Origin of the sequence: Allobrachymonas wangyanguii (assembly GCF_045055315.1) — a bacterium.
GTDB lineage: Bacteria > Pseudomonadota > Gammaproteobacteria > Burkholderiales > Burkholderiaceae_C > Brachymonas > Brachymonas wangyanguii.
Genome location: NZ_CP173677.1, coordinates 1,590,443 through 1,606,708, shown reverse-complemented (window position 1 = coordinate 1,606,708; position 16,266 = coordinate 1,590,443). Strand labels below are relative to the sequence as shown.

Sequence of the window (16,266 nt, the reverse complement as noted above, 5' to 3'; positions counted from 1 at the left end):
TAATGAGGGGCTTCACAGCACACCCGGCGCCTGCCGCGATTCAAGTTCTCATGCTAATTCGGTGCTGAGCCATGCACCCTCTACCCAGGGCATGGTGGTTCTTGCGTCTGCCTGGCGACCGTCCATTTTGTCGACCCCGCATCCTCTTCTATCGGAGAACCACGTGCTCTTGTCCCAGCAGGCACCCTTTCCCACCGCTATCCTCACCCTGGCCGACGGCTCGGTCTTCATTGGCCAGTCCATCGGTGCTGCCGGCATCACCACTGGCGAGGTGGTTTTCAACACCTCCATGACCGGTTACCAGGAAATCCTGACCGATGCCAGCTATGCCCGCCAGATCGTCACGCTGACCTATCCCCACATTGGCAACTACGGCACCAACCCGGAAGACGTCGAGTCGCGCGACCTGTTCGCCGCCGGCCTGGTGATCCGTGACCTGCCGCTGGTCGCCTCCAACTTCCGCAGCACCGCTACCCTGCAGGAATACCTGCAGAGCCACGACACGGTGGCCATTGCCGGTATCGATACGCGCCGCCTGACGCGCCACCTGCGTGACCACGGATCGCAGAACGGCTGCATCATGGCGCTCGACAGCGCGCGTGCGCCGACGCAGCAGGAAATTGACCAGGCCATCGCCGCTGCCAAGGCCGCACCGTCCATGGCTGGCCAGGATCTGGCCCAGGTGGTGACCTGCACCCAGCCCTACACCTGGACCCAGACCGAGTGGGTGCTGGGCGAGGGTTACGGCAACCTGGAAGAACCCGAGTTCCATGTCGTCGCCTATGACTATGGCGTCAAGCACAACATCCTGCGCATGCTGGCCGGCCTTGGCTGCAAGCTGACCGTGGTGCCGGCGCAGACACCGGCGGCCGAGGTGCTGGCGATGAACCCGGACGGCGTGTTCCTGAGCAACGGCCCTGGCGATCCGCAGCCTTGCGATTACGCCATCAAGGCGATCAGCGAGATCGTTGACAGTGGCAAGCCGACCTTCGGCATCTGCCTGGGCCACCAGCTGCTGGCACTGGCCAGCGGTGCCACGACCTACAAGATGAAGTTTGGCCACCACGGTGGCAACCATCCGGTCAAGGACCTGGACAACGGTCGCGTCAGCATCACCAGCCAGAACCATGGCTTTGCCGTGGACGGCGACAACCTGCCGGCCAATCTGCGCGTCACGCACCAGAGCCTGTTCGATGGCACGCTGCAGGGTATTGCCCGCACCGACCAGCCGGCCTTCAGCTTCCAGGGCCACCCGGAAGCCTCCTGCGGCCCGCACGACATCGACTACCTGTTCGATCGCTTCATCCAGCTGATGCGCGAAGCCAAGGCCTGATTACGCCAGCGCTGCCCGCGTGCGCCCACAAGGCGCGGCGGGCATCCACAGAACGCACTTCATTCGAAATACCATGCCAAAACGTTCAGACATCAAGAGCATTCTCATCATCGGTGCCGGCCCCATCATCATCGGCCAGGCCTGTGAATTCGACTATTCCGGCGTGCAGGCCTGCAAGGCGCTGCGCGACGAGGGTTACAAGGTCATCCTGATCAACAGCAACCCGGCCACGATCATGACCGACCCGGCCACGGCCGATGTCACCTACATCGAGCCGATCAACTGGAAGACGGTCGAGAAGATCATCGCCAAGGAGCGCCCCGACGCGATCCTGCCGACCATGGGTGGCCAGACCGCGCTGAACTGCGCGCTGGACCTGTGGCGCAACGGCGTGCTCAACAAGTACCGCGTCGAGTTGATCGGCGCATCGCCCGAAGCCATCGACAAGGCCGAGGATCGCCAGAAGTTCAAGGACGCCATGACCCGCATCGGTCTGGGTTCGGCCCGTTCCGGCATCGCCCACACCATGGCCGAAGCCTGGGACGTGCAAAAGAGTGTCGGCTTCCCGACCATCATTCGCCCGAGCTTCACGCTGGGTGGTACTGGTGGCGGCATCGCCTATAACGCGGAAGAGTTCGAGACCATCTGCAAGCGCGGCCTGGAAGCTTCCCCGACCAACGAGCTGCTGATCGAGGAATCGTTGCTGGGCTGGAAAGAGTACGAGATGGAAGTGGTGCGCGACAAGGCGGACAACTGCATCATCGTCTGCTCGATCGAGAACTTGGACCCGATGGGCGTGCACACTGGTGACTCGATCACCGTGGCACCGGCACAGACGCTGACCGACAAGGAATACCAGCTGATGCGCAACGCCTCGCTCGCCGTGCTGCGCGAGATTGGCGTCGATACCGGCGGTTCCAACGTGCAGTTCGCGGTCAACCCGAAGGATGGCCGCATGATCGTGATCGAGATGAACCCGCGTGTGTCGCGTTCCTCGGCACTGGCTTCCAAGGCGACCGGCTTCCCGATCGCCAAGATTGCCGCCAAGCTGGCTGTGGGTTACACGCTGGACGAGCTGCGCAACGAGATTACTGGCGGCGCCACGCCGGCCAGCTTCGAGCCGACGATTGACTACGTGGTCACCAAGATCCCGCGTTTTGCTTTCGAGAAATTCCCGGCTGCCGATAACCGCCTGACCACGCAGATGAAGTCCGTGGGCGAAGTGATGGCCATCGGCCGCACCTTCCAGGAGTCGTTCCAGAAAGCCCTGCGTGGCCTGGAAGTCGGCGTTGACGGCATGAACGAAAAGACCCAGGACCGCGAGATCCTGGAAAAGGAACTGGGCGAGCCCGGTCCCGAGCGCATCTGGTACGTGGGCGACGCCTTTGCCGCCGGCTGGACCGTGGAAGAAGTGCACCAGCTGACCAAGATCGATGTCTGGTTCCTGGTGCAGATCGAGGAAATCGTCAAGATCGAACTGGCGATTGACAAGCTCTACGAAGAAAAGGGCGAAGCCGCGCTGGCCGCCATTGGTGCCGACACGTTCCGCATGCTCAAGCAGAAGGGCTTCAGCGACCGCCGTCTGGCCAAGCTGCTGCACACCACCGACAAGGCGGTGCGCGAAGCGCGCCAGGCACTGAACGTGCGCCCGGTCTACAAGCGCGTGGACACCTGCGCCGCCGAGTTTGCCACCGATACTGCCTACATGTACTCCACCTACGAGGAAGAGTGCGAGGCCGAGCCCACCAGCAACAAGAAGATCATGGTGCTGGGCGGTGGCCCCAACCGCATCGGCCAGGGCATCGAGTTCGATTACTGCTGCGTGCACGCCGCGCTCGCCATGCGTGAAGACGGTTACGAGACCATCATGGTCAACTGCAACCCCGAGACCGTCTCCACCGACTACGATACTTCCGATCGTCTGTACTTCGAGCCGCTGACGCTGGAAGACGTGCTGGAAATTGTCGACAAGGAAAAGCCGACTGGTGTGATCGTGCAGTACGGTGGCCAGACGCCGCTGAAGCTGGCGCTCGGCCTGGAAGCGGCCGGCGTGCCGATCATCGGTACTTCGCCCGACATGATCGACGCCGCAGAAGACCGTGAGCGCTTCCAGAAGCTGCTGCATGAACTGAACCTGCTGCAGCCGCCGAACGCCACGGCGCGTACCGAAGCCGAGGCGCTGGACAAGGCGACCGAGCTGGGCTACCCGCTGGTGGTGCGTCCCAGCTACGTGCTGGGTGGCCGTGCCATGGAAATCGTGCATGAGCAGCGCGACCTGGAGCGCTACATGCGCGAAGCGGTCAAGGTCAGCAACGATTCCCCGGTGCTGCTGGATCGTTTCCTGAGCGATGCCATCGAATGCGACGTGGACTGCGTGCGCGATACCGCCGGCCGTACCTTTATCGGCGGCGTGATGGAGCATATCGAGCAGGCTGGCGTGCACAGTGGTGACTCCGGTTGTTCGCTGCCGCCGTACTACCTGAGCCAGGCCACGGTCGACGAGATCAAGCGCCAGACGCGCGCCATGGCCGAGGCCCTGAACGTGGTCGGCCTGATGAACGTGCAGTTTGCGATCCAGGAAAAAGTCCAGGAAGACGGTAGCAAGCAGGACGTGATCTACGTGCTGGAAGTCAACCCGCGTGCCAGCCGTACCGTGCCCTTCGTCAGCAAGGCGACCGGCATCCAGCTGGCCAAGGTGGCCGCGCGCTGCATGGCCGGCCAGACGCTGGACCAGCAGGGCGTTGGCGAGGAAGTCACGCCGCCGTATTTCAGTGTCAAGGAAGCCGTGTTCCCCTTCGTCAAGTTCCCGGGCGTGGACACCATCCTCGGTCCCGAGATGAAGTCCACCGGCGAGGTGATGGGCGTTGGCAAGACCTTTGGCGAAGCCTTCCTGAAGGCCCAGCTGGGTGCCGGCGAAAAGCTGCCGACTTCCGGCAAGGTGTTCCTGACCGTGAAGAATAGCGACAAGCCGACGGCAATCAAGATCGCTAGCCAGCTGGTCGAGATGGGCTTCGAGCTGGTCGCCACGCGCGGCACGGCCAAGGCCATCAGCGATGCCGGCGTGCCTTGTGCCACTGTCAACAAGGTGGCCGAAGGCCGTCCGCACATCGTCGACATGATCAAGAACAACGAGATCGTGATGGTGATCAACACGGTGGAAGAGCGTCGCAACGCAATCGCCGATAGCCGTGCCATCCGCACCAGCTCGCTGGTCGCCGGTGTCACCACCTACACCACGATTGCGGCAGCCGAAGCCGTGGTGGAAGGCATGCAGTTCGTCGACAAGCTGGGCGTGATTTCCGTCCAGGAGATGCACGCGCACCTCAACGCTTGACCTTGTCTGCCATTTGGGCATAATGAGCCCATTCATGACCGCCGGGACGCAAGACCCGGCGGTTTCGCTTTATTGGACCGATTCCGGTCAACAGCAAGAACAACACGAGACCATGACTACCTATCCCATCACCGTCAACGGTGCCGAAAAACTCAAGACCGAACTGCAACGCCTGAAGACCAAGGACCGTCCCGAAGTCATCAACGCCATCGCCGAGGCGCGCGCCCAGGGTGACCTGAGCGAGAACGCCGAATACGAGGCCGCCAAGGATCGCCAGGGCTTTATCGAAGGCCGTATCAAGGAAATCGAAGGCAAGCTGGCCGCCGCCAAGATCATCGATCCGGTGGCGCTCGACGCCGGCGGCAAGGTGGTGTTTGGTGCCACCGTCGACCTGGAAGAGGAAGAGTCCGGCGAAGCCGTGACCTACCAGATCGTCGGCGAAGACGAGGCTGACCTCAAGCTGGGCCTGATCAACGTCGGCAGCCCGATCGCACGTGCGCTGATCGGCAAGGAAGAGGGCGATACCGCCGTGGTGCAGGCACCGGGCGGTACCAAGTCCTACGAAATCGTGGGCGTGCGCTACATCTGATCCCGGGAACTGCCATGAAAGAACGCCAGCACCTGATCAGCACCATCGTGGCAGCCATCTGGCTGGGCAGCATGTCGGTGATCGGCTTCATGGCCGTGCCGCTGCTGTTCAAGTACCTGCCGAGTACGGCCGTGGCGGGCAATATGGCCGGCCAGTTGTTCCTCGCGCAGGGCTGGGTTTCCATCATCAGCATCGTCGTGCTGCTGGTGATTTTCCGCGCGCGCCTGCGTGACTACGCCATGACGCGTTACGAGGGCGATGGCCAGCTCAAGGCGCTGGACCCGGCGCACAAGCCGAACATGCTGTATTTTGGCGTGCTGATCACGGCCATTCTGCTGACCATGCTGCTGGTGCTGGTGGCTGCGCCGCGCATCCAGGCGCGCGAAAACCTGGCGCTGTGGCATGGCGTGGGCACTTTCCTCTATGTGGCGCAATGGCTGTGCGCCCTGATCGCCGTCATCCGGCTGCAGCAGCGCCGTACCTGATCTGCCTGTTTGTTCCTTAGCGCTGGCCCGGTTGCTGGGCCTCGGGGCGCGGTCGCTGCGCCGGTACCAGCTCTATCGGCTGGGTCTGGCCTTCGCGCAGCACGGTAAAGCTGGCGGCCACGCCGGGTGTCAGTGCCGCCACGGCGGACAGCACTTCCTGCACATTGCGGATCGGCTTGCCATTTACCGCAGTGATAATGTCGCCCGGTCGCATCTGCGCCAGACTAGCCGGGCCACCCTGCACGATGCCGGTGATGATCACGCCCTGGTTGGCCTTGGCCTTGAAGGTTTCGGCGATTTCCGGCGTGATGTCGTTCGGCTCCACGCCAATCCAGCCGCGAGTGACATGGCCGTTGGTGACGATGCTGTCCAGCACATGCTTGGCGGTGCTGGTTGGCGTGGCAAAACCGATGCCCATATAGCCACCGGTACGCGAATAGATCGCGGTATTGATGCCGACCAGGTTGCCATGAATGTCGACCAGGGCACCGCCCGAATTGCCCGGATTGATCGCGGCATCGGTCTGGATGAAGTTTTCGAAGGTGTTGATGCCGAGCTGACTGCGGCCCAGCGCACTGACGATGCCACTGGTCACGGTCTGGCCGACGCCAAACGGATTGCCGATCGCCAGTACCGGATCGCCTACCTGCAGGCTTTCCGAATCGCCCAGCGTGATTGCCGGCAGCTCCTTGATCTCGGTCTGCAGCACGGCCAGGTCGGTATCGGGATCGGTGCCGATGATGCGTGCCATGGTGCGGCGGCCATCGTGCAACAAGACCTCGATCGTGGTGGCACCCTCGACCACGTGGTTGTTGGTCAGGATATAGCCGGACGGGCTGACGATCACGCCACTGCCAACGCCGGAAAACAGGTCTTCCTCGCTGTTGCCATCGCCCGGTGCCGACAGGCTGGGTGCGGCCTGGCGCTCATCAGGGTTGGTCAGGATGCTGACGACGGAGGGCGCGGCCTTCTGTGCTGCCGTGCGCAGGGTTTCGGTTTGCGCGCTCGGGACCGGCTTGTCCCGTGCCGGTGCCTCGATCACGGTGACACTCTTGTAATCCCCCGTCCGCGACACCCAGTCCGGGCGCACGGCCGCCACCACCAGGAACAGGGCGAGCGCAACCGTCACAACCTGCGAGAATAGCAACCAGAATCTTTTCATCCGGACATTGTCGCTGAAATTGCCTGCACAGCCGTGGCAGGCGCCTGGCGCGATGGCATTACAGGAGTCAAGCGATGTTGCGATCCGACTTGCTGCAGGAACTGGACCAGATCCTGCAGCCCTGGAATTTCAAGGACTATGGTCCCAACGGCCTGCAGGTCGAGGGACGCGCAGAAGTTCGGCGGCTGGTCACTGGCGTCACCGCCAGCCGGGCGCTGATCGAGGCCGCCATCGAGGCCCAGGCCGATGCCATCCTGGTGCACCACGGCCTGTTTTGGCGTGGCCAGACTGGCGTCGTGACTGGCTGGATGCGCCAGCGTCTGAAACTGCTGCTTGGCCACGACATCAACCTGCTGGCCTATCACCTGCCACTCGATGCCCATCCGGAACTTGGCAACAACGCCCAATTGGCGCGCCAGCTCGGTCTGGTCACGCAGCGCCAGTTTGGCGAGCAGAACCTGATCAGCATCGGCCAGCCGGAGCAGGGCGAGTTTGCCAGTGCCCAGACACTCGCCGATCATGTCAGTGCGCGGCTGGGTCGATCCGTGCAATTGGCTGATGGCTTGCCACCAGGTCGTCCGGTGCGCACCATCGCCTGGTGTACCGGTGGCGCCCAGGGCCAGTTCGAGGCCGCACTCGAGGCTGGCGCCGATGCCTACCTCACCGGTGAAATGTCCGAGCCGCAACCGCACTACGCGCGGGAATGCGAAGCCGCCTTCCTGGCCTGTGGTCACCATGCGACCGAGCGCTACGGCGTGCAGGCACTAGGTGCCGAAATCGCCCGCCGCTGCCAGCTGGAACATATTCACATCGATATCGACAATCCGGCATGACTACGCAACTGCTGGCCCTGAGCATGGGCGACCCTGCCGGCATTGGTCCGGAAATCATCATCAAGGCTTGCGCTGAACAGCCGCAACTGATGCGCCATGTCTGCGTCGTCGGCGACCTGCAGGTGTTGCAGCGCGCCCTGCAGGTGTGCCGCGAACAGCTGCCGGATCAATCCTGGCCGGAACTGCGACCTGTTGCCGATTGGCAGCAGGCCGCAGAGCAAACAGGGCAGGCTGGTCAGCTGCTGCTGTTGCAGGCATGCGACAGCCCGGCTGTCATGCCGGTGTTTGGCGAGGTTCAGGCCGAGGCGGGTCGCATGGCGGCCGACTGCATTCTGGCTGGTGCCCAGGCAGCACTGGAGGGCCGCGCCGCCGCCCTGGTCACGGCTCCGATCCACAAGGAGGCGCTGGCGCTGGCCGGCGTGGATTACCCCGGACATACCGAACTGCTGCAGGCCTGCGCTGCGCGCCATGCCGGCGTGTCGGTTGTGCAGATGCCGGTGCGCATGATGCTGGCCAACCATGAGCTGCGCACCGTACTGAACAGCATCCATGTCAGCCTGCGCGATGCCATCGAGCAGGTCAGCGCGCAGCAGGTGCTGGACACCATCCGCATCACGCATGATTTCCTGCTGCGCACCGTGTGTGCCCGGCTGCAGCGCCCGCCGCGGATTGCCCTGGCCGGGCTGAATCCGCATGCCGGCGAAGGCGGGCTGTTCGGGTGCGAGGAAATCGATGCCATCTTGCCGGCCATCGAGGCAGCGCGGGAGCAGGGCATGGACGTGCATGGCCCGTATCCGCCTGACACCGTCTTCATGCAGGCGCGCGCTGCCAGCCAGCAGGAGCCGCCATTCTGCGATGCGGTGATCGCCATGTACCACGATCAGGGCCTGATTCCGGTCAAGTACCTGGGGGTAGAGCAGGGCGTCAATGTCACGCTCGGACTGCCGTTGGTGCGTACCAGCCCGGACCACGGCACCGCCTTCGATCTGGCCGGCACGGCGCGCGCCGACTGCGCCAGCCTGCTGGAGGCCGTGCGCATGGCGCGCTGGATGACCAGTGGCAGCATGGACTGAACCTGCAGGCACAAAAAAGCCCCGCCATGGCGGGGCTTGAACAGGCAACCGAAGCAGGTATTACTTCTTCAGGCTGTCACGGATTTCGCGCAGCAGCACGATGTCCTCGGCCGGAGCCTCGGGAGCGGCTTCTTCCGGCTTGCGCATGCGGTTCACCTGCTTGATCATCATGAAGATGACAAAGGCCAGCAGGAGGAAGTTGATCACGATGGTGATGAAGTTGCCATAGGCCAGCACCGGCACGCCGGCTTCCTGCAGCGCTGCCAGGTTGTTGGCCACGCCGGCCGGAATATTGCCCAGCACCACGTACATGTTGGAGAAGTCGATATCACCGATCACGGCGCCGATCAGCGGCATGACGATGTCCTTCACCAGCGAATCGACGATCTTGCCGAAGGCCGCACCGATGATCACACCGACGGCCAGATCCATCACATTGCCCTTGGTGGCAAATTCCTTGAATTCCTTGAGCATTCCCATGACTTATCCTTTCTTTGGGTTGAGGGAGGTCAAAAACGTGTGCGAGTATGGCACAAATAAAATTCCTGCAACGCTTCGCTTACATTGAATAACACACTGTCACTGGGCTACAATCTGGCAGTTAACCCTGTTGTGAACAAGCGTAACAGCGCATCGTGAGGATTCCCATGAGTAATACAGTAGAACCAGTAGACGCCAGCAAACGCACCTGGCTGATCGCATCCGGTTGTGCAGGTGTGGCAGGGGGTGTCGCTGCTGCAGTGCCCTTGGTGCGGTATTTCCAGCCCTCCGAGGCGGCCAAGGCCGCTGGTGCTGCCGTCCAGGCCGACGTCTCTGCCCTCCAGCCCGGTGAAATGATGACCGTCGAGTGGCGTGGCAAGCCGATCTGGATCCTGCGTCGCACGCAGGAAATGCTGGAATCCCTGAAGAACATCGAAGGCCAACTGGCAGACCCTGCCTCTGACCGCAACAACGTCCCGACGCCGGAGTACGCCAAGAACCAGTGGCGCTCCACCAACCCGGAATACTTCGTTGCCGTCGGCATCTGTACCCACCTGGGCTGCTCTCCCAGCAGCAAGTTCACGCCGGGTGCACAGCCGTCGCTGCCGAACGACTGGCCGGGTGGCTTCTTCTGCCCCTGCCACGGTTCCACCTTCGACCTGGCCGGTCGCGTGTTTGCCAACAAGCCGGCACCCGACAACCTGGAAATCCCGCCCTATACCTTCCTGTCCGAGACGCAGCTGCTGATCGGCGAGACCCAACAGGCTTGAGGTGAAACAACATGGCTGAATTCAAAGAAATTTCTCCCAACGCGCCGGCAACGGCCAAGCTGGGCAACTGGTTCGAGAACCGTTTCCCGACGCTGTTCTCCGCCTATCGCGTGCACATGTCCGAGTACTACGCGCCGAAGAACTTCAACTTCTGGTATGTGTTCGGCGTGCTGTCCATGGTCGTGCTGATCATCCAGATCGTGACTGGCATCTTCCTGGTCATGAACTACAAGCCCGATGCCAATCTGGCATTTGCTTCCGTCGAATACATCATGCGTGACGTGCCTGCCGGCTGGTGGGTGCGCTACATGCACTCCACCGGCGCTTCCGCCTTCTTCGTGGTGGTCTACCTGCACATGTTCCGCGGCATGATGTACGGCAGCTACCGCAAGCCGCGCGAGCTGGTGTGGCTGTTTGGTTGCGGCATCTTCCTGGCGCTGATGGCCGAGGCCTTCATGGGCTACCTGCTGCCCTGGGGACAGATGTCCTACTGGGGTGCCCAGGTGATCGTGAACCTGTTTGCTGCGATCCCGCTGGTCGGTCCCGACCTGGCGCTGCTGATCCGTGGTGACTATGTGGTGAGCGACGCCACCCTGAACCGCTTCTTCAGCCTGCACGTGATTGCCGTTCCGCTGGTCCTGATTGGCCTGGTGGCTGCACACATCTTCGCGCTGCACGACGTGGGTTCCAACAACCCCGATGGCATCGAGATCAAGCAAGGCCCGAAGGGCAACCAGTGGTCTGCTACTGCCCCGGCTGATGGCGTTCCGTTCCATCCCTACTACACCGTGCATGACATCTTTGCCGTGTGCGTGTTCCTGTTCGTGTTCTTTGCCGTGGTGTACTTCGCTCCTGAAATGGGCGGCTACTTCCTGGAATACAACAACTTCATCCCGGCTGACCCGATGGTCACTCCGCTGCACATTGCGCCGGTGTGGTACTTCACCAGCTTCTACTCCATGCTGCGTGCCATCACCACCGAAATGGTGTATGTGCTGATGGCGTGTGCGCTGCTGGCGGCCCTGTTCGTCGTGTTGAAGATGAAGCTGTCCAGCATCACCAAGGCCGTGGTCCTGGTGGCTGCCATCGTGGCCTGCGTGCTGATGTACTTCCTGGACGCCAAGTTCTGGGGTGTGGTCGCCATGGGTGGTGCCGTGATCATCCTGTTCTTCCTGCCCTGGCTGGATCAGAGCCCGGTCAAGTCGATCCGTTATCGTCCGACCTGGCACAAGGTGCTGTACGCGATTTTTGTGGTCAACTTCATCGTGCTGGGCTACCTGGGCGTGCTGCCCCCGTTCCCGGTGGGTGAGCGTGTGTCCCAGCTGGGTACGCTGTTCTACTTCGGTTTCTTCCTGCTGATGCCCTGGTGGAGCAAGCTGGGCCAGTTCAAGCCGGTGCCGGAACGCATCACCTACAAGCCCCACTGAGCACACGGACTGGAGATATCAACATGAAACAATTGAAGAAAGTCATTGCCGGTCTGCTGTGTGCTGCAGGCCTGATGGTAGGCGGTAACGCCATGGCGGCAGGTGCCGGTGGTGTGGCCTGGGACAAGGCACCGGTTGACGTCAGCAACCTGCCGTCCCTGCAGAACGGCGTCAAGCTGTTTGCCAACTACTGCCTGAACTGCCACTCTGCTGCTTTCATGCGCTACAACCGCCTGGAAGAAATCGGCCTGACCGAGAAGCAGATCAAGGAAAACCTGATGTTCACCGACATGAAGTACGGTGAAGGCATGAAGGTTGCCATGAGCAAGGCTCAGGGCAAGGAGTGGTTCGGCAACGCACCGCCGGACCTGACGCTGGTGGCACGTTCCCGCGCCGGTGCAGGCGGCAGCGGTGCTGACTATCTGTACACCTATCTGCGCGGCTTCTACCGTGACGACAATGCGCCCACGGGCTGGAACAACGTCGTGTTCAACAACGTCGCCATGCCGCACGCCATGTGGGAGCTGCAGGGCGAGCGCAAGCCGGTGTTTGAAATGCACAAGGTAGGCGACACTGAAACCCCGGTCTTTACCGGCAAGTGGGAGCAGGTGACGCCGGGTACCATGGAGCCGGCCCTGTTTGACCAGGCCGTTGGCGATCTGGTCAACTACCTGCAGTGGATGGCCGAGCCGGTGCAACAGACGCGCAAGACCATCGGCTTCTATGTGCTGGCCTTCCTGGCAGTGTGTATCTTCCTGACCTGGCGTCTGAACAAGGCGTTCTGGAAAGAAGTGCGCTAAGCACACCGTGCTAAGCTATCCCTGAACTGACAGGGTCAAGCGGAGTGGACAGTCCTTCAGGGAGTCCACTCCTTTGGTTTTTTGTTCATCGTATTCATTGCGTTGACTTACAGGAGTTTTTTGCCATGATGGTTTTGTATTCGGGAACGACTTGCCCGTTTTCTCACCGCTGCCGTTTCGTTCTGTTCGAAAAGGGCATGGACTTCGAAATCCGTGACGTCGACCTGTACAGCAAGCCGGAAGACATCAATGTCATGAACCCCTATGGCCAGGTGCCGATCCTGGTCGAGCGTGACCTGATCCTGTACGAGTCGAACATCATCAACGAGTACATCGACGAGCGCTTCCCGCACCCGCAGCTGATGCCGGGTGACCCGGTGGATCGCGCGCGTGTGCGCCTGTTCCTGCTCAACTTCGAAAAGGAGCTGTTCACACATGTCTCCGTACTGGAAAACCGCACGTTGAAGAGCACCGACAAGTCGCTGGAAAAGGCGCGCAGCCAGATCCGCGACCGACTGACGCAGTTGGCGCCGGTGTTCCTGAAGAACAAGTACATGCTGGGCGAGAACTTCTCCATGCTGGACGTGGCGATTGCGCCGCTGCTGTGGCGTCTGGACTACTACGGCATCGAGCTGAGCAAGAATGCTTCGCCGCTGCTGAAGTACGCCGAGCGCATCTTCTCGCGTCCGGCCTATATCGAGGCACTGACGCCGTCCGAAAAGGTCATGCGCCGCTGAGCCACAGGAAACGCCCATGTCTGAAGCTAGCGACATCCGCCCGTACATGATCCGTGCCTGGCACGAATGGTGTACCGACAATGGATTCACGCCGTATCTGCTGGTCAAGGTCAACCAAACGGTGGCCGTGCCGCTCGAGTTCGTGCAGAACGGCGAGATCGTGCTGAACGTGGACCTGGATGCTACCGGTGGCCTGAGTCTGGGCAATGAGCTGATCCGCTTCAAGGCCCGTTTTTCAGGCAAGGTGCGCGACATCATCGTGCCGGTCGATCGGGTGCAGGCCATTTATGCGCGTGAAAACGGGCAGGGCATGGGCTTTGAGGTGCTGGAGGAAGAGCAGCAGACTGACGCCCAGGATGCGGCCGAAGTGGATGCCGATGCGGACACCGCGACGCCTGCGACAGGCTTGCAGGTGCTTGAAAAGTCTGCTTCCGAGGCTGCAGCCAAGGCTGAAGACAAGCGTCCGGCAGGCAAGTCGGGCAGCACGCTGCGGATTGTCAAATAAGTCGCTATTGACCATGAAATGGCAATTTCCATGGGTATAATGCGGGCTTCGCCGGCTTAGCTCAGTTGGTAGAGCACCCGCCTTGTAAGCGGTAGGTCGTCAGTTCGAATCCGACAGCCGGCACCATTCAAAAATACCAGTTTCCGTTTGGAGCTGGTATTTTTTTATGCAAATTTGCCGGAAATCCGGAAACGTGTCATTCCTGTTACCGACTTTGCATCGCTTCCTGCGGCGCTGGTCGCAGGTAGAATAGCACCATGTCTTATCTGGTCCTCGCCCGCAAATACCGTCCGCGCAGCTTCCTCGAAATGGTGGGGCAGGAGCACGTGGTGCAGGCGCTGACCAATGCGCTGAACACGCAGCGCCTGCACCATGCCTACATGTTCACCGGCACGCGTGGTGTCGGCAAGACCACGGTATCGCGCATCCTGGCCAAGTCGCTCAACTGCACCGGGCCGGATGGCAACGGCCAGGTCACGGCCGAACCGTGTGGCGTTTGCCAGGCCTGCACCGAGATCGATGCCGGCCGCTTTGTCGATTACATCGAACTGGACGCGGCGTCCAACCGCGGCGTGGACGAAGTGCAGGGCCTGCTTGAACAGGCGATCTACAAGCCGGTGCAGGGTCGCTTCAAGGTCTTCATGATCGACGAAGTGCACATGCTCACCAACACCGCCTTCAACGCCATGCTGAAGACACTAGAAGAGCCGCCGGAATACCTCAAGTTCGTATTGGCCACCACCGATCCGCAAAAGGTGCCGGTCACGGTGCTGAGCCGCTGCCTGCAGTTCAACCTGCGACCGATGGTGCCGGAAACTGTGTTCGCCCATCTGGAGCACGTGTTGGGCTCCGAAGGCATTGCAGCCGAGCCGGGCGCGCTGCATCTGCTGTCACGCGCGGCGCGTGGCTCCATGCGCGATGCGCTGTCGCTGACCGACCAGGCGATTGCCTTCAGCAGCGGCCAGGATGGTGCGGGTGGCCTGCGTACCGAATCCATTCGCCAGATGCTGGGCAGTGTCGATTCCAGCTATGTGCATCGCATGATCGAGGCACTGGCGCTGGCGCAGCCGGCACAATTGCTGGAACTGGTCAAGACCTTGCAGACGCATGGCCTCTCAGCCGCGCATGCGCTGGAGGACATGACACAGGTGCTGCAGCGCATGGCGGTGTACCAGATGGTGCCCGATGCCGCTGGCCAGTCCCATCCGGACGAAGAAGAGATCCGCCGTCTGGCCATCCTGATGCCGGCAGATGAAACCCAGCTGCTGTACAGCATCTGCCTGCAAGGCAGGCAGGAGTTGGGCCTGGCGCCCGATGAATATGCGGCGCTGGTGATGGTGCTGCTGCGCCTGCTGGCGTTCAAGCCCACGGCGGCGGCCCAGCCTGTGGCTGCGGCCGGCGCTGAAAAAAAAACACTGAACACGACTGAGCCTGCACCGGCTCCAGCGCAGGCCGCGCCGCTGGCTCCCACCGCACCGGATCATCCACCTGCGGCCGCCATACCGCCAGCCGGCCAGGGCGCGCAGACCGTCAGCTCTGCAACGCCTGCGCCGACAGAAGCACCTGTTGCACCGGTACGATCCGAACCTGTGGCTGCTGCTGGCACGCCAGATGTTGAAGCGGTCGTGGCAAAAGTACCCGTAGCCGTGCCCCCACCGGCCAGTATCCCGCCCTGGGAGGATATCCCGCCAGCCGCTGACATGGTCATGCCTGAAGCGGAAGTTGCTGTGGCCGTGGCGCCCGCGCCCGCTGCAGCGACCGTGGCAGAGACGCCCAAACCGGCAGCAGCCGCTGTGCCAGCGGAAGACCTGATGCGCCTGCCGGTGCGCAGCATGACGCCGCCGCGTGCCGAACTGGCTGTGCCGGATGAGGCGAAGGTCGTCGAAGCACGACGCCTGTTGCCGACCGAGTATGGCGATCTGTGGAGCCAGCTGGCCACGCAAATCGTGCAGCAGGGCCTGGTCACGGCCTTTACGCGCGAGCTGTTGCTGCAGTCGCAGTTGCTGGAACAGGCGCAGAATGAAGGCGGCCAGGCGCTCTGGACGCTGCGTGTCGAATCCGAAACCCTGCAGCATGAGCCCAGCCGCAAGCGTCTGGAGCAGGCGCTGGCTGATATCGGATATCCGGTGCTGCTGCAAGTAGTGCTGGGGCGTGTCGTTGACAGCCCGGCCATGCGCATTACGCAGACGCGCGAAGAGCAGCGCCAGCATGCCGAGCAGCTGTTCGGCAGCCACCCCTTCGTGCAGCAGATGGTGCAGCAGATGGAGGCCCAGATCGTGCCCGGCAGCGTGCAGCTGCTGGAGACCGCGGCAGCGGATCCGGTTGATCCGGCTGCCTGAATCCCGAATCCCCTGAATCGGCCCTGGTCGCAGGGCTACCCTGACAAGCAAAGGAAACACCATGTTCAACAAAGGACAACTCGCCGGCCTGATGAAGCAGGCGCAAGCCATGCAGGACAACCTGAAGAAGGCACAGGACGAACTGGCCAACGTCGAAGTGACGGCCGAATCCGGCGCCGGCCTGGTCAAGGTCACCATGACCTGCAAGCACGACGTCAAGCGCGTCGAGATTGATCCCAGCCTGCTGGATGACGACAAGGAAATGCTGGAAGACCTGGTTGCCGCCGCCTTCAACGCTGCCGTACGCAAGGCTGAGGAAGTCAGCTCCGAAAAAATGTCCAAGCTGATGCCAGCCGGCATGCCGGGTATGCCCGCCGGCATGAAGTTCCCGTTCTGATC

15 protein-coding genes and 1 tRNA gene are annotated in these 16,266 nt (G+C 61.9%); 14 read left to right on the top strand and 2 right to left on the bottom strand.

Features of this window, described 5'->3' with window-relative positions:
* The first annotated feature begins 163 nt into the window (after nucleotides 1–163).
* From carA to ACI3EV_RS07760, 4 genes are all read left to right on the top strand, one after another.
* Nucleotides 164–1,333: a glutamine-hydrolyzing carbamoyl-phosphate synthase small subunit gene (carA, locus tag ACI3EV_RS07775; protein ID WP_329771396.1), complete on the top strand. Its 1,170-nt coding sequence runs from the start codon at nucleotides 164–166 to the stop codon at nucleotides 1,331–1,333.
* A gap of 73 nt (nucleotides 1,334–1,406) precedes the next feature.
* Nucleotides 1,407–4,667, top strand: coding sequence for a carbamoyl-phosphate synthase large subunit (gene carB, locus ACI3EV_RS07770; protein ID WP_329771395.1), 3,261 nt, complete (start codon nucleotides 1,407–1,409; stop codon nucleotides 4,665–4,667).
* Nucleotides 4,668–4,779: 112 nt separating this feature from the next.
* Nucleotides 4,780–5,256: a transcription elongation factor GreA gene (gene greA, locus ACI3EV_RS07765; RefSeq protein WP_329771394.1), complete on the top strand. Its 477-nt coding sequence runs from the start codon at nucleotides 4,780–4,782 to the stop codon at nucleotides 5,254–5,256.
* A 14-nt stretch (nucleotides 5,257–5,270) separates the two neighbouring features.
* Complete coding sequence (locus tag ACI3EV_RS07760; RefSeq protein ID WP_329771393.1) at nucleotides 5,271–5,741, top strand: DUF4149 domain-containing protein; 471 nt, start codon at nucleotides 5,271–5,273, stop codon at nucleotides 5,739–5,741.
* A 16-nt stretch (nucleotides 5,742–5,757) separates the two neighbouring features.
* Here the strand turns inward: ACI3EV_RS07760 and ACI3EV_RS07755 are convergent, their stop codons facing one another.
* Entirely contained in the window at nucleotides 5,758–6,903 is a 1,146-nt protein-coding gene (locus ACI3EV_RS07755) for a trypsin-like peptidase domain-containing protein (protein WP_337691922.1), read from the bottom strand.
* Between the two features lie 74 nt (nucleotides 6,904–6,977).
* On the opposite strand from ACI3EV_RS07755, the gene ACI3EV_RS07750 reads away from it, so the two are divergent.
* Nucleotides 6,978–7,736, top strand: a complete 759-nt coding sequence (locus ACI3EV_RS07750; protein WP_337691923.1) for a Nif3-like dinuclear metal center hexameric protein — start codon at nucleotides 6,978–6,980, stop codon at nucleotides 7,734–7,736.
* The gene (gene pdxA / locus ACI3EV_RS07745; protein WP_337691924.1) at nucleotides 7,733–8,809 is read left to right on the top strand and encodes a 4-hydroxythreonine-4-phosphate dehydrogenase PdxA; all 1,077 of its coding nucleotides are present in this window, start codon (nucleotides 7,733–7,735) and stop codon (nucleotides 8,807–8,809) included. The genes ACI3EV_RS07750 and pdxA overlap by 4 nt, the downstream gene beginning before the upstream one ends.
* Nucleotides 8,810–8,869: 60 nt before the next feature.
* Here pdxA and mscL read toward each other — a convergent pair whose 3' ends face one another.
* A complete protein-coding gene (gene mscL, locus ACI3EV_RS07740; RefSeq protein ID WP_329771389.1) occupies nucleotides 8,870–9,289 on the bottom strand; it encodes a large conductance mechanosensitive channel protein MscL in 420 nt (139 codons plus the stop codon).
* Between the two features lie 167 nt (nucleotides 9,290–9,456).
* Here mscL and petA point away from each other — a divergent pair, with 167 nt between their 5' ends.
* The 8 genes from petA to ACI3EV_RS07700 all read left to right on the top strand — a co-directional run bounded on the left by petA (nucleotide 9,457) and on the right by ACI3EV_RS07700 (nucleotide 16,264).
* Nucleotides 9,457–10,059, top strand: a complete 603-nt coding sequence (gene petA, locus ACI3EV_RS07735; RefSeq protein ID WP_337691925.1) for a ubiquinol-cytochrome c reductase iron-sulfur subunit — start codon at nucleotides 9,457–9,459, stop codon at nucleotides 10,057–10,059.
* Between the two features lie 11 nt (nucleotides 10,060–10,070).
* Entirely contained in the window at nucleotides 10,071–11,486 is a 1,416-nt protein-coding gene (locus tag ACI3EV_RS07730; protein WP_329771387.1) for a cytochrome bc complex cytochrome b subunit, read from the top strand.
* Between the two features lie 32 nt (nucleotides 11,487–11,518).
* Nucleotides 11,519–12,286: a cytochrome c1 gene (locus tag ACI3EV_RS07725; protein WP_329771432.1), complete on the top strand. Its 768-nt coding sequence runs from the start codon at nucleotides 11,519–11,521 to the stop codon at nucleotides 12,284–12,286.
* A gap of 125 nt (nucleotides 12,287–12,411) precedes the next feature.
* Complete coding sequence (locus ACI3EV_RS07720) at nucleotides 12,412–13,023, top strand: glutathione S-transferase N-terminal domain-containing protein (protein ID WP_329771386.1); 612 nt, start codon at nucleotides 12,412–12,414, stop codon at nucleotides 13,021–13,023.
* A gap of 16 nt (nucleotides 13,024–13,039) precedes the next feature.
* On the top strand, nucleotides 13,040–13,528 hold the full coding sequence (locus ACI3EV_RS07715; RefSeq protein WP_337691926.1) for a ClpXP protease specificity-enhancing factor: 489 nt from the start codon (nucleotides 13,040–13,042) through the stop codon (nucleotides 13,526–13,528).
* A 50-nt stretch (nucleotides 13,529–13,578) separates the two neighbouring features.
* Nucleotides 13,579–13,654 (top strand) — tRNA-Thr (locus ACI3EV_RS07710).
* Between the two features lie 131 nt (nucleotides 13,655–13,785).
* On the top strand, nucleotides 13,786–15,867 hold the full coding sequence (gene dnaX, locus ACI3EV_RS07705) for a DNA polymerase III subunit gamma/tau (RefSeq protein ID WP_337691927.1): 2,082 nt from the start codon (nucleotides 13,786–13,788) through the stop codon (nucleotides 15,865–15,867).
* 61 nt (nucleotides 15,868–15,928) lie between these two features.
* Nucleotides 15,929–16,264: a YbaB/EbfC family nucleoid-associated protein gene (locus tag ACI3EV_RS07700; protein ID WP_329771383.1), complete on the top strand. Its 336-nt coding sequence runs from the start codon at nucleotides 15,929–15,931 to the stop codon at nucleotides 16,262–16,264.
* The last annotated feature ends 2 nt before the right edge of the window (nucleotides 16,265–16,266 follow it).

What these genes read in the sequence shown, in the direction of transcription:
- carB (WP_329771395.1), top strand. Translation starts at nt 1,407, where the DNA reads ATGCCAAAACGTTCAGACATCAAGAGCATTCTCATCATCGGTGCCGGC.
- greA (WP_329771394.1), top strand. Translation starts at nt 4,780, where the DNA reads ATGACTACCTATCCCATCACCGTCAACGGTGCCGAAAAACTCAAGACC.
- ACI3EV_RS07760 (WP_329771393.1), top strand. Translation starts at nt 5,271, where the DNA reads ATGAAAGAACGCCAGCACCTGATCAGCACCATCGTGGCAGCCATCTGG.
- ACI3EV_RS07755 (WP_337691922.1), bottom strand. Translation starts at nt 6,903, where the DNA reads ATGAAAAGATTCTGGTTGCTATTCTCGCAGGTTGTGACGGTTGCGCTC.
- ACI3EV_RS07750 (WP_337691923.1), top strand. Translation starts at nt 6,978, where the DNA reads ATGTTGCGATCCGACTTGCTGCAGGAACTGGACCAGATCCTGCAGCCC.
- pdxA (WP_337691924.1), top strand. Translation starts at nt 7,733, where the DNA reads ATGACTACGCAACTGCTGGCCCTGAGCATGGGCGACCCTGCCGGCATT.
- mscL (WP_329771389.1), bottom strand. Translation starts at nt 9,289, where the DNA reads ATGGGAATGCTCAAGGAATTCAAGGAATTTGCCACCAAGGGCAATGTG.
- petA (WP_337691925.1), top strand. Translation starts at nt 9,457, where the DNA reads ATGAGTAATACAGTAGAACCAGTAGACGCCAGCAAACGCACCTGGCTG.
- ACI3EV_RS07730 (WP_329771387.1), top strand. Translation starts at nt 10,071, where the DNA reads ATGGCTGAATTCAAAGAAATTTCTCCCAACGCGCCGGCAACGGCCAAG.
- ACI3EV_RS07720 (WP_329771386.1), top strand. Translation starts at nt 12,412, where the DNA reads ATGATGGTTTTGTATTCGGGAACGACTTGCCCGTTTTCTCACCGCTGC.
- ACI3EV_RS07715 (WP_337691926.1), top strand. Translation starts at nt 13,040, where the DNA reads ATGTCTGAAGCTAGCGACATCCGCCCGTACATGATCCGTGCCTGGCAC.
- dnaX (WP_337691927.1), top strand. Translation starts at nt 13,786, where the DNA reads ATGTCTTATCTGGTCCTCGCCCGCAAATACCGTCCGCGCAGCTTCCTC.
- ACI3EV_RS07700 (WP_329771383.1), top strand. Translation starts at nt 15,929, where the DNA reads ATGTTCAACAAAGGACAACTCGCCGGCCTGATGAAGCAGGCGCAAGCC.